Source organism: Arthrobacter sp. UCD-GKA (assembly GCF_001863355.1).
In the GTDB taxonomy this organism is placed as follows: domain Bacteria; phylum Actinomycetota; class Actinomycetes; order Actinomycetales; family Micrococcaceae; genus Paeniglutamicibacter.
Genome location: NZ_MOLR01000004.1, coordinates 268,773 through 282,481, shown reverse-complemented (window position 1 = coordinate 282,481; position 13,709 = coordinate 268,773). Strand labels below are relative to the sequence as shown.

14 protein-coding genes are annotated in these 13,709 nt (G+C 67.7%); 5 read left to right on the top strand and 9 right to left on the bottom strand.

Annotation, left to right across the window (positions count from 1 at the left end):
• Positions 1-19: 19 nt before the first annotated feature.
• The 5 genes from BLJ79_RS07575 to BLJ79_RS07555 all read right to left on the bottom strand — a co-directional run bounded on the left by BLJ79_RS07575 (position 20) and on the right by BLJ79_RS07555 (position 6,068).
• Positions 20-1,660: a dipeptide ABC transporter ATP-binding protein gene (locus BLJ79_RS07575; protein ID WP_071214108.1), complete on the bottom strand. Its 1,641-nt coding sequence runs from the start codon at positions 1,658-1,660 to the stop codon at positions 20-22.
• Complete coding sequence (locus BLJ79_RS07570) at positions 1,657-2,550, bottom strand: ABC transporter permease (RefSeq protein WP_083411083.1); 894 nt, start codon at positions 2,548-2,550, stop codon at positions 1,657-1,659. The genes BLJ79_RS07575 and BLJ79_RS07570 overlap by 4 nt, the downstream gene beginning before the upstream one ends.
• The gene (locus BLJ79_RS07565; RefSeq protein ID WP_286135302.1) at positions 2,547-3,524 is read right to left on the bottom strand and encodes an ABC transporter permease; all 978 of its coding nucleotides are present in this window, start codon (positions 3,522-3,524) and stop codon (positions 2,547-2,549) included. The genes BLJ79_RS07570 and BLJ79_RS07565 overlap by 4 nt, the downstream gene beginning before the upstream one ends.
• A gap of 27 nt (positions 3,525-3,551) precedes the next feature.
• Entirely contained in the window at positions 3,552-5,216 is a 1,665-nt protein-coding gene (locus BLJ79_RS07560) for an ABC transporter substrate-binding protein (RefSeq protein ID WP_071214106.1), read from the bottom strand.
• Positions 5,217-5,459: 243 nt separating this feature from the next.
• Positions 5,460-6,068 (bottom strand): NAD(P)-dependent oxidoreductase, encoded by a 609-nt coding sequence (locus BLJ79_RS07555; RefSeq protein ID WP_071214105.1) that lies wholly within the window; start codon positions 6,066-6,068, stop codon positions 5,460-5,462.
• 105 nt (positions 6,069-6,173) lie between these two features.
• On the opposite strand from BLJ79_RS07555, the gene BLJ79_RS07550 reads away from it, so the two are divergent.
• From BLJ79_RS07550 to BLJ79_RS07540, 3 genes are all read left to right on the top strand, one after another.
• Positions 6,174-6,551 carry a winged helix-turn-helix transcriptional regulator gene (locus tag BLJ79_RS07550; protein WP_071214104.1) on the top strand — a complete coding sequence of 126 codons (378 nt, stop codon included), beginning with the start codon at positions 6,174-6,176 and terminating at the stop codon, positions 6,549-6,551.
• 113 nt (positions 6,552-6,664) lie between these two features.
• Entirely contained in the window at positions 6,665-7,117 is a 453-nt protein-coding gene (locus BLJ79_RS07545) for a DUF4383 domain-containing protein (protein WP_071214103.1), read from the top strand.
• Positions 7,118-7,322: 205 nt separating this feature from the next.
• A complete protein-coding gene (locus BLJ79_RS07540) occupies positions 7,323-8,792 on the top strand; it encodes an L-lactate permease (RefSeq protein WP_071214102.1) in 1,470 nt (489 codons plus the stop codon).
• Positions 8,793-8,834: 42 nt separating this feature from the next.
• Here BLJ79_RS07540 and BLJ79_RS07535 read toward each other — a convergent pair whose 3' ends face one another.
• From BLJ79_RS07535 to BLJ79_RS07520, 4 genes are all read right to left on the bottom strand, one after another.
• Entirely contained in the window at positions 8,835-9,131 is a 297-nt protein-coding gene (locus BLJ79_RS07535) for a DUF503 domain-containing protein (RefSeq protein WP_071214101.1), read from the bottom strand.
• A gap of 54 nt (positions 9,132-9,185) precedes the next feature.
• The gene (locus tag BLJ79_RS07530) at positions 9,186-10,463 is read right to left on the bottom strand and encodes an aminotransferase-like domain-containing protein (protein ID WP_071214100.1); all 1,278 of its coding nucleotides are present in this window, start codon (positions 10,461-10,463) and stop codon (positions 9,186-9,188) included.
• 44 nt (positions 10,464-10,507) lie between these two features.
• Positions 10,508-11,164 (bottom strand): GerMN domain-containing protein, encoded by a 657-nt coding sequence (locus BLJ79_RS22320; protein WP_286135301.1) that lies wholly within the window; start codon positions 11,162-11,164, stop codon positions 10,508-10,510.
• A 102-nt stretch (positions 11,165-11,266) separates the two neighbouring features.
• Complete coding sequence (locus BLJ79_RS07520; RefSeq protein WP_071214099.1) at positions 11,267-11,668, bottom strand: helix-turn-helix domain-containing protein; 402 nt, start codon at positions 11,666-11,668, stop codon at positions 11,267-11,269.
• Positions 11,669-11,789: 121 nt separating this feature from the next.
• On the opposite strand from BLJ79_RS07520, the gene BLJ79_RS07515 reads away from it, so the two are divergent.
• Positions 11,790-12,215, top strand: a complete 426-nt coding sequence (locus BLJ79_RS07515) for a MarR family winged helix-turn-helix transcriptional regulator (RefSeq protein WP_071214098.1) — start codon at positions 11,790-11,792, stop codon at positions 12,213-12,215.
• Positions 12,208-13,620, top strand: a complete 1,413-nt coding sequence (locus BLJ79_RS07510) for an MFS transporter (protein ID WP_071214097.1) — start codon at positions 12,208-12,210, stop codon at positions 13,618-13,620. The genes BLJ79_RS07515 and BLJ79_RS07510 overlap by 8 nt, the downstream gene beginning before the upstream one ends.
• Positions 13,621-13,709: the final 89 nt, after the last annotated feature.

Genomic DNA, 13,709 nt, shown 5'->3' with positions numbered 1-13,709 from the left:
TCTCCGCCCCGGACCCGGCTCAGCGCCCCGAAACCACGCCCGGGAAGGCCACGAGCAGGGTCCGCGTGTAGGGGTGGGCCGGGGCGGTGAACACCGCTTCGGTGGGCCCGGATTCCACGATCCTCCCGCCCTGCATCACCAGCACCTCATCGCTCATGTGCCGGATCACCGACAGGTCGTGGGAGATGAACAGGTAGGACAGGCCGAGCCGCCGCTGCAGGTCATCGAGCAAATCCAGCACCTGCGCCTGGATGGAGACATCCAGCGCGGAGACCGGCTCGTCGCAGATCAGCACCCGCGGGTTCGGGGCCAAGGCCCGGGCAATGGCCAGGCGCTGGCGTTGCCCGCCGGAGAGCGTTGCCGGGTTCCGGCCGGCCAGGTCCCCGTCCAGGCCCACCAGCGCGAGCAGCTCGGAGATCTTCGCCGCGTGCTTGCGAGGGTTGCGGGTGGCCCCGAAGCTGAGGGCGTCGGCCAGCAGGGCGCCGGCGGACAGGCGCGGGTCGAAGGAGGACAGCGGGTCCTGGTAGATGGCGCCGAGCGCGGAGCGGCGCGTGCGCCGGGCGGCCTCGGGCACCTGGCTCCAGGGCTCGCCAAAGAGCTCCACGGTGCCGGCATCGGGGGCCAGCAGGCCCAGGGCCATGCGGGCCGTGGTGGTCTTGCCCGACCCCGATTCGCCCACCACGCCCAGGGTGCGGCCGGCGTGCAGCTCGAAGCCCACGTCCTTCACGGCCGCGAAGTCGGGGCCACCGGGGACCGTGAAGCTCTTGGACAGCGCTTCGGCGCGCAGCACCGGCCGGCCGCCGGCCTGGCTTTCTTGCGGCGTGTCGGGCCGCGGGGTGGAAGCCCTCGTGGAGGCGGGGGAGAGCGGTGCGAAGCGGGGCTTGCCGGCGGGAACCGCGGCCAGCAGCGCGCGCGTGTACGGGTGCTGCGGGTCGCCCAGGATCCGTTCCGCGGGCCCGGACTCAACGATCCGCCCGCCCTGCATCACCGCGATCGAATCGGCGAGATTGGCCACCGCGGCCAGGTCGTGGCTGATCAGCAGCATGCCGGAGCCGGCGGCGCGCAGACCGCCGAGCAGGTCCATGACCTGCGCGGCAATCGTCGCATCCAGCGCCGTGGTCGGCTCGTCGGCGATGACCAGGGCGGGGCCCAGCGCGATGGCCGAGGCAATCAAGGCGCGCTGGCGCATGCCGCCGGACAGCTCGCCCGAGCGCTGCCCGGCCCGGCGCACCGGGTCATCCAGCCCCACCGCTTCGAGCAGCTCGACAACGCGGGCCGCCCGCGCGGCCCCGGAGCCGGAGCCGTGCAAACGCAGCGCATCGTCGATTTCCTTGCCGATCTTGCGCAGGGGATCGAGCGAGGTGAGCGCATCCTGCAGGATGAACCCCACCCGCTTGCCGCGGATGGAGCGCCAGGCGCGCTGGGACAGGCCCCGGGCATCGACGCCCGCCACCTCCAGCGCGTTGGCGCGCACGGTGGATCCCGGCCCGGCCAAACCAATCAGCGAACGTGCCGTCACCGACTTTCCGGAGCCGGATTCACCGACCAGCGCCAGGCATTCACCGGGGTTGACGGTGAAGGAAACGTCCAAGACAACTGGGGTTTCGCCGAAGGCGACGTCGAGGTTTTCGACGCGCAGGAGCGGTGCGGCGGCATTCATCGGGCACCTGCCGTTTTCAGCGCGCGGGAAAGCACGGTGGAGGCCGCAGCCACCAGCACGATGGCCAGGCCGGGGAAGAACGTCATCCACCAGGCCAGGGCCAGGTAGGTGCGCCCGGCCGAGAGCATGGCGCCCCATTCGGGGGCCGGGGGAGGGGAGCCCAGGCCCAGGAAGCTCAGCGACGCGGCCCAGACCACCGCCTGCCCCAGCCCCAGGGTGCCCAGCACCGCGATCGGCGCCAACGCGTTGGGCAGGATATGCGTGGCCAGGATCTTCGCGCGGGAGCGGCCCAGCACCGTGGCGGCCTCGACCATGGGGGAGGTGCGCAGCGCGATGATCTGCGCTCGGATCATCCGCGCGTACCCCGGTGCGGTGGTCAGCCCGACGGCCACCACCGTCGTCCCGACGCCCGGTCCGGCCAGCGCGATGAACACCAGGGCCAGCAGTAGGCCGGGCAGCGCGAAGAGCACCTCCAGGATGCGGCCCACCCCGAAGTCCAGCCACTTGCCGCCGAAGCCGGCAACCGTGCCCAGCAGCAGGGCCAGACCCAGGCCGATCGCGGTGGCCGCGGCCCCGATCAGCAGCGAGGGCCGGGCGCCGTGGATGATCCGGGAGTAGATGTCGCGGCCGGACTCGTCGGTGCCCAGCAGGTGGGCTGCCCCGGGAGGCGAAAACGCGTCGACGGGGTTGATGGCCAACGGGTCAAAGGGTGCCAGGACGTTCGGGAGAAGCGCCGCGAGCACGAAGAAGGCCAGCACCGCGGCTGAAAGCAGCAGCGGCAGGCGCGCTGCAACCGCCCGCAGCCCCCGGGTGCCGGGTGCCGGTCGCTTCGCGGTGTGTTGGGCCAGCACCGGGTCGCCCGGGGGCAGTTCCTGCCTCTCGTTGCTCATGATCCGGCCATCCGCGGGTCGGCCAGGCGCTCGGCAAGATCGGAAAAGGCCATGATCACCACGTAGGCGCCGGCCGAGAGCAGGGCCACGCCGGTGACCATCGGGATGTCGCGGGCGGTCACCGCCGAAAGCAGCGAACGGCCCAGGCCCGGCCGGGCGAAAATGGACTCCACGACCACCGCCCCGGAGAGCAGCGAGCCGAATGCCCAGCCGGAGAGTGCGATGCCCGGCAGGGCGGCGTGGCGCAGGGAATGGCGCAGCAGCACCCCGGTCTCCGATTCCCCGCGCGCCCGGGCGGAGAGGGCAAAGGGGGAGCGGTGTGCCGCTTCCAGGGTGTCGCGCATGACCTGGCCGAGGAACCCCGCCAGCGGCAGGGCCAGGGTGGCCACCGGCAGCACCAGCCCGGCCGGCGCATTGGTGCTCACCGGCGGCAGCCAGCCCAGCGCCGTGGCAAAAAGCATTATCAGCACGCTGGCGAGCCAGAAGTGCGGGACCGCGGCCGAGACGATCTCCAGGCCCGAGGCCAACGCGGACCCCAGGGCACCGCTGCGCGTGGAGAGCACCGCGACGACCAGCGCCAGCGCCCAGGCCACGAGCAGGGCCAGCACGGCCAGGACCAGGGTGGGCGGGACGAGCTCTCCCAGGACCTCGGACACCGGGGTCTTCAGCGAATAGGAGGTGCCCAGGTCCCCGGTGGCCAGGCGCCACAACTGGCCGAAATATTGCACGTACAGCGGCGCATCAAGGCCGTAGTCGGCGCGGGCCTGGGCCAGCGCCTCGGCCGAGGCCTGCGAGCCCGGCCCGCCCATGATCGCCTCGGCCGGGTCGCCCGGGATCATCCGGATGCCGAAGAAGATCGCGGTGGCCACCGCCCACAACACGAACAGCCCCCCGCCGACCTTGCCCAGCACCCAGCGGGCGGCCACCCCGGCAATCCGGGTCGACCGCCCGCCGGCAGGCATGGGCTGGTTCATCTTTGGAGTCTGGTTTTCGGCGTTCGGCTACTTGGCCAGCCAGGTGTCAAAGAACGTCGGGGTGGCCACCGCGGTGGTCGCGCCCACGTTCTTCAGCTTCTCCGAGTACAGGAAGTGGTTCTGCTGGTCATAGAGCGGCAGCAGGTAGTGCCCCTCGAGCACCAGCTTCTGCGCCTGCGCGTACTTGTCCTTGCGCTCCGCTTCGTCGGCGGTGGAGCCCGCGGCGTCCAGCAGCTCATCGAGCGCCGGGTCCTTGACCTGGGAGAGGTTGGCGAAGTAGCCCGAGGGCGCCGGGATCGTGGAGTCCGAGTGGAAGAGGATGCTCAGCACGCTCGGTCCGACCTTGGTGTAGGGGGCGGAGACCAGGTTGTAGTCGTTCTTGAACAGTTCGCCGTACCAGCTGGAGAGGTCCAGCAGGTTGATCTTGATCTCGATGCCCGATTCCTTGGCCGTGGCCTGCAGCTGCTCAAAGAGCGACTGCTCGGCGGGGATCGACTGGCTGGTGCTCACCGGGAAGACCAGCGACAGGCGCTTGCCGTCCTTGGTCCGATAGCCCTCGGAGTCGCGCTCGGTCCAGCCGGCCGAATCCAGCAGCTCCCCGGCCTTGGCCGGGTCGTAGGCAAAGAGCGGTTCGGCGGAGTAGGCCAGTGGCTCGACGCTGGAGAGCGGCGAATAGGAGCGCGGCGCGGTGCCGAAGAACAGCGAGTCGATGCCGGCATCCACGTTCACCGCGTGGATGAAGGCCTCGCGGACCTTGGAATCGTTGAAGGGCGCCTTGGAGGAGTTCAGCTCAATGCGGTTCGAGGCACCCGGGCGCGGGGCGTCGAGGTGCTTGATGGTCTGGAGCTTGATCGCCGCGGCAATGGTGTCGGGCTGGGCGTTGTCGATGACCTGCACCTCGCCGGCCTGCAGCGCGGCGTAGCGGGTGGCCGCCTCGGGGATGAAACGCCAAGTGATGCCGTCCAGGTAGGCCGCGCCCTCGTGGCCGTCCGTGGCGACCGGCTGCACGTAGTCCTCGTTGCGGACCAGGTTCACCGCGTCCTGCTTCTTCCAGGATTCGACCTTGAACGGGCCGGTGCCCACGGGGGCCGCGCAATTTTCTTCCTGGCTGCGCTTCAGTGCGGTGGGGGATTCGATGGCTACCCATGGCATGGAGAAGGACTCCAGCAGCGAGTTGTCCGGGCTCTTGAGCTTCAGTTCGAGGGTGGCCGCATCCAGGGCCTTCATGGAATCGATCTTGCCCAGGGCCAGGTACCCGGTGGAGGAGGCGGTCTTGGGATCGAGCAGGTGCTCGAAGTTGGCCTTCACGGCGGCGGCGTCCAACGCGGTGCCGTCGGTGAACTTGATGCCTTCACGGATCTTCAGGGTCCGGGTGAGCCCGTCCTGCGAGACCGTGGAGTCCTCGGCCAGCCACGGGATGAGTTTGCCCTCGGCGTCCTTGGTGTACAGGGTTTCCAGGTACTGCGAAGAGACCAGGGCCTGCGGGTAGTTGCCGCCCACATGCGGGTCCAGGCAGCTGGGCTCGGCGTCGCCCGAGGCGTAGACCAGGGTGCCGCCGGCGACCGGGGTTCCGGCGTCATTGCCGGATTCCGGAGCAGTGGTGGCCGGGGCGCAGCCGGCAAGCACGAGTGCTGCGGCAAGGCCGAAGGCGGCCGGGAACAGTCGACGGGCCAGGGGACGAACGTTATTCATGAAGCTGCTTCCTGCGAACCAATGACGATGAAGTGAAGTGGAGTCGTGCGCCCGTCGCCGGACCGCGGGGGATGCTGGCGGTGGGCACCGCCCTCAACCTTAGTCCGTGCCTTGAGCCGGGGCAGGGGGTGTGTGGGTGAACTCATAGCGCGAGCGCCGAGGTCCGCAACAAAGCTTAACTGCGAGCGGGTGCGACGGAGATCGCTATTCTGATCTCCACCGCACCCGATGCGTGGATGGCGGTTAGGCGCTGGCCACCGTGAAGCGGCGGTGCAGGTGCTTCGGGTCCTCGATTTCGTCAAGCGCGGCAACGGCGAAGTCGCCGGTGCTCACGTGGTCCCCGGCCGGGGAATCGTTGCCCAGCACGATGTTGCCGGTGGCCTCGCCCGGGGCAATCACCGGGGCGGGGGCCAGCATGGTCCAGTCCAGGCCCGAAGCCGAGGTGTAGAAATCCAGGACCTCGCCCATGGTGCGGGCCTCGGGCATGTACTCCTCGGGGAACCCGGGGGTGTTGAACAGGCGGACCCCGTCGACTTCGGTGGCGCCGGCTCCGCCGACGACGAAGACGCGGGCGGGGACCAGGGTCTCGGAGATCTCTTCGTGGGCGTCGATGAACGGCTGGTGGGATTCACCGGTGCGCGATGGCGGGATCGAGAAGACGACGACGTCGTTTTCCTTGGCCAGCGCGCGGTAGGCCGCGGTGTCGCCAAGTTCGGCGACGGTTGCGGAGGCGGCTCCGGCGACTTCGCGCCCGCTGCGGGACACCGCGGTGACCTCGTGGCCACGCTTGGCGGCCTCGGCAACAACCTGGCTTCCGACCATTCCGGTGGCTCCGTATACGGCAATCTTCATGGGTGGTTCCTTGATCTCTAGGGTGGCGGGCGGACGGCCCTGCCGTGTCATTGCCCCAATGGTATCCAATTGATATCGAGTACCTCAACGTAATATGGTTACCCCATGGATACCACTGGTGCGGTTTTCGATGTCATGAGCCCCGACTGCCCCTCGCGCCTGATCCTGCAACGCATGGGGGACAAATGGACGCCGCTGGTGTTCCTGGCCCTGGAATCCGGGCCCCGCCGCTTCTCGCAGCTGAGGGCCGACATCGGTGGTGTCACACCCAAGGTTCTCACCCAAACACTTCGCCAGCTAGAACGTGACGGCTTGTTGACCCGCACCAGCTACCCCGAGATCCCGCCCCGGGTGGAATATGCACTCACCAGGCTCGGCGACACCCTGCTCGGTCCCCTCGAAGTCATGCGGGAATGGTCGCAAGCCCATGCGGCATCCATCCTCCGGGCCCGGAGCGACTACGACGAACTCCACCAGGCCTAGCCGAGGCCAGAAGATCTTCGCCCCGAGGGCAATCCGTTTGCACTGTGGTTCCGAATACCTGGTGTCAGCAACGCAAACGCGTTGAAGATCGACAGGAACCCAAGGAGCACACCATGGCCTCGACACACACCACCACCCACCGCTCTCTGGTGCAATATGTTGCACTGGCTGTTGGCGCGGTCTTCCTGTTGGTTGGTGTCCTGGGATTCATTCCCGGCATCACCAGCAACACCGAACACCTGGGGATGGCCGGACACCACTCCAGCTCAATGTTGCTCGGCATCTTCCAGGTCTCGGTCCTGCACAACGTAGTCCACCTGCTCTTCGGCGTCCTGGGTGTCATGCTGTGGCGCAATCCGGCGAAGGCGAAGGCGTTCCTGGTCGTCGGCGGGATTTTCTACTTGGTCCTGGGCTTCTACGGGGTTTTCATCGACCAATCCAGTACCGCAAACTTCGTCCCGGTCAACACGGCTGACAACGTGCTGCACTTTGCGCTCGGCGTTGGCATGGCCGGACTGGGCCTGGTCCTTGGCCGGAATCTGGCCCCGGCCCGCCGCGCGGCCTAGGTACGTCCCCGCCGCAAACCGAAGCCGATCCCGGGACCCGCCGTACGTTCACATGGTGAAACGTGCGGCGGGTCTCCTGCTGCCACGGCTTTGTGGTGCAACCGCCAGGAAGTCGTTGTTACTGCCACGGACGGGTATCCTCAATCGCAGCAGAACATGCCGCCTCAACTTCCAGGTGCGGCACCCCGAACAAAGGATGCGCCGCATGCTGGCACTGGCTGCCGCCTCCCCGATCGTGGTGGCCATGGCCCTGTTCTTCGCCAAGACCAAGGCGACCACCATGGCGACCTGGTCGCTGGTCACCGGGGTGCTGGCAGCGATCTTCTTTTTCCCCACCCCGCTGGCTGAACTGCTGGACGCCGGGGCCATGTTCGGCCCCACCATCCTGGAGGTGCTGCTGATCCTTTTCGCCGGGGTGCTGCTCTCGCGCATCACCACCGAAACCGGCGCCATGGACAGGATCTCCGGCTGGCTGCGCCAAAGCGCCTCGAACCAGCAGGCCGGGACGGTGCTGGTGATCTTCGGGCTGGTCCCGTTCGCCGAATCCGTCACCGGGTTCGGCATCGGTGTCACCGTGGGCGTGCCGCTGCTGCTGCAGCTGGGGCACTCGATCAAGCACTCGGCGATCCTGAGCCTGCTGGGGCTGGTGGCGGTCCCGTGGGGAGCGCTCGGCCCCGGCACCCTCGTGGCGGCGGACCTGGCCGGACTCACCCTCTTCGGCGTGGGCGTGCGCTCGGCGCTGATGACCCTGCCGGTGGTGCTGGGCGCGGGAATCGTCTCCTGGCTGGTGCTGCGGGCAGGCTCGCCTCGCCCCGGGCGGCTGCTGGCGCACCTGCTGGGTGCCGCGGTGCTGCTCAACGCCGGAATCCTCGCCGCCAACCTGCTCATGGGAACCCCGCCGGCCGGCATCGTTGGTTCCCTGCTGGTGTTGGCCGTGCACCTGCTGGCGTTCAAGGCCGGAGGCACCCTGGTGTCCGCCGGACGTGCGGTCTGGGTGGCACTGCTGCCCTACGGGGTGCTTACCGTCGGGCTGTTGGTGGCCAGGGCACTGACCTCGCCCATGGAACCCTCGTTGCTCAAGCGCGCACTGACCAGCGGCGGGGTGTGGCTGGTTGTCGCCTGCCTGGTCGCGCAATATGCCTCCGCCTCGCTCGGCGGAGGCAACCGGAAGCTGCGCGCCCGGGCCCATCTGGCCTACCGAAGCTGGATCCCGATCGGGGTGACCACCGGGGGCTTCACCATCCTCGGAGCCCTGCTTGCCGCCACGGGCATGGGCAGGGAACTGGGCGCGGCGCTTGCCGGGATCGGCACCGGATACCTGGTGCTGGGGCCGGTCATCAATGGGCTGGCCGGTTTCATCTCCGGATCAAACACCGCGGCAAACTCCATGCTCGCGGCAACCCAGGCGCAGGCGGCCACCGCGATGGGTTCCTCGGTGCTGCAGATCGTCGCGGTTTCCAATGTCACCGCCTCGATGGCCACGATGCTCTCGCCCTCGCGGATCCTGCTGGCCTACGGGCTGGCCATCTTGCCGGTGGCCTCGGTTCCCGGTTCCGTCCCGGAGGAAGTGCCGCCGAGCGAGCACGAGGTCACCGCGTGGATCGCCCCGCGGCTCGGAGTGCTGCTGGTGGTGGTGTGCACGCTGCTGGGCGTGGTCACCTGGGTGATCCACTAGCCGGCTTCCGGCAAGTCGGCCAGGGGCAGTACATCGACGTGGCTACTCGTCCTCGGAGGAAAGCAGCCGGCGGCGGGCGCTGAGCAACTCCACTTCCGGGCGTGCAGCGACCAGCCGCTCGATCCCGTCGAGCACCTCGATCACGTGCGCGGCGTCCGCCGCGACGAGTCCCGCCGCCAGCCCGGCGCGCCGGTGGAGTTCCTGGCTTCCGCTCTCCGCGACGGAAACCTCGAACCGGTGCCTGATCTCGGCGAGCATCGGACGCACGACGGTGCGCTTCTGCTTGAGCGATTGCACATCGCCCAGCAGGAGATCGAATTCGATCCATCCAAACCACATGGATACATCATGCGCTGTCCGTCGTCGCGTTGTCCCAGGGGACCGGGGGATTTTCTAGCGGACGCCGTTTTCGGCGATGGCCGCCGCCAGCACCGGGGCGAGGCGTTTGACGCCCTCGCGGATCTTTTCTTCAGGAACCGCGCTGAAGGCCAAACGCAGCCGGTGGCTTGGCCCGTCGTGGGGGCTGAAGGCAGCTCCGGGTATGAAGACCACGCCCGCCTCGATGCCCTTGGACAACAGTGAATAGGTGTCGATTCCCTCCGGCAGCGTGACCCAGATGAAGAAGCCGCCCTCGGGCCGGGTGTAGCCGACACCCTCCGGCATGTACTCATCCAGCGCCTCGAGCATCGCGGCGCAACGCCCGGCGTACAGCTCCCGGTAGGTCTGGATCTGCCCGCGCCAGTCGTGCCCGTCGAGGTACTTGCTGACCAGCATCTGGTTGAAGGTTGCCGGGCAGAGCGTGACGGCCTCGGCGGCGAGGTAGAAGCGGCGGAACAGGTGGGGCGGAACCACCGCCCAGCCGATGCGCAGGCCGGGGGCCAGGATCTTGGAGAAGGATCCCATGTAGATGACGTTCTCGGGGTAGTCGGCGCGCAGCGGGCGGATCGGCTCGCCGGAGTAACGCAGCATCCCGTAGGGGTTGTCCTCCAGGATGAGGATGTTTTCCTCGATGCAGATCTCGGCGATCTCCGCGCGGCGCTCGGCGGCCAGGGTAATGCCCGAAGGGTTGTTGAAATTGGGGATCGTGTAGAGGAACTTGATCCGTGCGCCGGCCTCGCGCAGCTGCCCGATGCGTTGGCGCAGTGCGGAGGGAATGAGCCCGTGCTCGTCGGTGCCGATGGGTTCTGCGCGGACCTGGTAGGCCTCGAAGGTGTTCAGCGCGCCCACGTAGGTGGGGTCCTCGCACAATACGGTGTCCCCGGGGTTGCAGAAGACCTTGCAAGCGACATCCTGTGCGGCTTGTGACCCGGTGGTGATGACAATGTTATTCGGGTCGACCCCGGTGATCCCTTCCTCGGCCATGACCTCGCAGATCTGGGCGCGAAGTTCCTCGGTGCCCTGGCCGCTGCCGTACTGCAACGCTGTCATGCCCTGGGTCGCGATCAGCTCCGAGGCCATGGCCCCGAGCTTTTCCAGCGGCAGCGACTGCAGGTACGGGTTGCCGCCGGCCAGCGAAACCAGTGAGGGGTCCAGGGAAAGCTCAAAGACGTCGCGGACCGCGGACTGCTTGATGTGCGAGGCGCGCTCGGAAAAGAGCGACTCGTGCGCGGCGGCGCGTTCGAGGGCGATTTCGGTTTCACTGCCCGCAAGGGGTCCTGTAATTGAGCTCACATCCGAACCTTATCAACAGTTGTTGCCTATACGTCAACACCTGGCTATTTCTGGCTCAAGTACTTGTTGACGTCGATGCCATTGAGCAGGACCTTCGCTTCGCCCGTGCCGGCGGCAACCATCGCGGTATAGGTGAGCTGGGCGATGATGCGCGGATCGTCGCACACCCCGCCCGAGCTGAGCTCCCCGGAAAGCTCCACCGTGACCGTGTCGCCGGCGACGGAGGATGAGACGTACGTGAGGTTCGAGCTCGCGAGCGCATTCATCAAGCCGGATTCCCCGTGCTGTGCGTCCTTGTCATCGAGCAGGTCGCTCATCGCCGCCTCCACCTGGCTGGCGTACACCACCGGCCCGGTCTCCGTGGCCACGATGCTGTCGCCGCACCCGATCATCGGGCCGGATTTTCCCTGGTCGTTGAGGGCCACGTAGAAGATCGTCAAGGCCGATGTCGTGGTCGAAGGGCTCGTGGCGGGCGCCGTTTCCGAAGGCGAAGGCGTGGGTGTTGCCGTGACCGAGGGGGACGGGGTGGCGCTCGCGGGTGTGTCCGTTGCCGGTGTCGTGGACGAGGGGACCCCGGACTCCGGAATCCCTGTCGTGGTCGGGGCCTCGGCGGGGCCGCCGAAGCAACCCGACAGCGAAAGGGCCATGCCGGCACCCGCCACCGAGGCCAGCGAAAGCCTGATCATTCGATTCCGGAGCATGGCACCCAACCCCTTCTTGGCAACGACGCCGGCCACTGCGGCCACTTCCAACCTAGGGGGAAGGGGGGCACCGAAACCAGCACGGGGGTGTTGCGGTTGGGTCTATTCCGGGGTGTCGGTCGGGCTTGCCGCCCGTGCGTCCAGCCAGGCCTGGACGGAGGCCGGACGGATCCTGCGGTGGGTGCCCCGGTATTCAACCGGGATGGTTCCCGAGTCGGTGAGCTTGCGCAGGTAGCTGGCCGAGACCCCGGCCATCTTCGCCGCCTGCGAGGTGTTCAGCAGGGACTCGACGGTGCTCACGCTCACCTCGTCGCCGCGCGCCATGCGCTGCAGGACATCAATGAGTGCCGCGTGGGCGACGTCGGGCAATTGCAGGGTGGTGCCGTTGACGAAAACGGTGGTGTCCGCGGACTCGTCCAGGGCTGCCGCGAGCCGTGCCGCGGCCTTCTTCTCCAGTGCGGGGAAGGCCCGGACCTTGCTCAATGAGGGTGTTGGAAGCGACATGCTTCCATCATGCATGATTCGAGGCAAAAGTGCCGGTGTGGCGCGTCCTTGGCCGGCGGCACCTGCCGGAAGCCTGAAACTACTCAAGTTACTTGATCAAGTTGCTTGTACAATAGTGTCCATGCCTGAAAATTCCGTGTCCCTGTCCTTGGTCGAAGCCATCCGCCCGATTGCGCGCCGCCTCAATTCCGCCAGCACTTTCTCAACCGGAAAACTTGGCATCCTGAGCCACCTGGCACGGAACGGGCGGGCATCCACCACCGAGCTGGCGGCAACCATCAGGGTCACCCCGCAGGCGGTGTCGCTGGCGGCACGCGAACTTGAGGACATGGGCCTCCTCGGCCGGGCACCCGACGCCGAGGACCGCCGCCGGACCTGGATCGAACTGACCGATGCGGGTCACGCGAGGCTCGCGCAGGAGCGGGCGGCCGGTCTGAAATGGCTCGAGGAAATGATCTCGGCACGGCTCACGCAGCCGGAACAACAATCTCTTGAAACGCTGATCCCGCTCTTGCGGAAGCTCGACCCGGAGTCGCGCGATGCCTAGGGCCATTGCAACCTCCCGCCCAAACCTGATGCCGGCGCTGGTCTATGCCGCGCTTTCCACCGCGATCGTGAGCTCGCTGGGCATGCTATTGGTCCCCTCGATCGCCATCGGCATGCAGGTGCCGGTCAGCACCGCCCAATGGATGCTGACCATCAACCTGCTCGTCGGCGCCATCGCGACGCCCGTCATGGGCAGGCTGAGCGACGGACCCCACAAGAAGCGGCTCCTGGTGTGGTCGTTGGGGATCATCCTTCTCGGTTCGGTCCTGGCGGCACTGGCACCGACCTTCACGGTCTTCCTGATCGGGCGGGCACTGCAGGGGCTGACCTACGGGATTGTCCCGGTGACGATTTCCCTGGCCCGGCGCTACATCGAACCGTCCAAGGTGCAGCCGTCGATCTCGAGCCTTTCGGTCACGGTGTCGACGGGAATAGGGATCGGCTACCCCCTGACCGGGATCATCGCCGGTCTCGTGGATTTCCGCTTTGCGTTCTGGTTTGCCGCGCTCTTTGTCGTTAGCGCCATCATCGTGGTCGTCCGCGTGGTGCCCGGCGGACCCGACGCATTGGCCGGCCAGGAGCCATTCGACTATCTGGGCACGGGCCTGCTTGGCCTGGGCCTGGGCACACTGCTGCTGGGCATCAGCGAGGGCCCCAACTGGGGCTGGGGATCGCCGGAAACCGTGGGGATCCTCGCGGTCGCAGCGCTCCTGCTGGCCGTTTGGTCCAGGACCGCCCTGCGGTCAAGCCATCCGCTGATCAACCTGCGGGTGCTGCGCCACGGCGAGGTGCTCCTGGCAAACCTCACCGCGGTGGGCCTTGGCGCAGCGCTCTACATCGGGCTGTCGATTTCAAGCCTCATCGCCCAGACTCCCGCCTCGACGGGCTACGGGATTGCCCTGCCCGTCTTCTGGGCCGGGTTCGTGATGTTCCCGCTCTCGGTGGGCAGCTTCACCGCCAACCGCATCGTGCGCCGGCTGTCGAACCGGATCGGCCTCACGGCGCTGTTGCCCATCGGTGCCGGGGTGGTCGCGGTCTCGGGGACCATGCTGTGGTTTGCCCACACGCAATTGTGGGAGATCCTGCTCGGGATGCTGCTCTTCGGCCTGGGCATGGGTGCGAGCTACGCGGCCATGCCTGCATTGATCGCCCGCAGCGTTGCCACGGAGGAATTGGGCAGCTCGGTGAGTTTCAACCAGGTCCTGCGCACCGTGGGCAGCTCGTTCGGCACGGCCGTCGCCGGCGCGGTGCTTGCCGCGAACATGGGCCCTCAAATGCATTCGACCGACACTGGGATCACCCTGACGTTGGCCATCGGCGCGGTATTGTGCATGGCGGTGTTCGCAGCACTGCTCATCCACACCCTGAAAAACAAGGTGGCGGCCGTCGTGCGCCGCGCCGGTTGATCCCGTCGAATGGCCCATGCCTCCGGGGCCTGTTCGGGCCGGCCGGTGGCCCCGGGCAACCGGGTTGGAAGGCCATGGACGGCACCGAT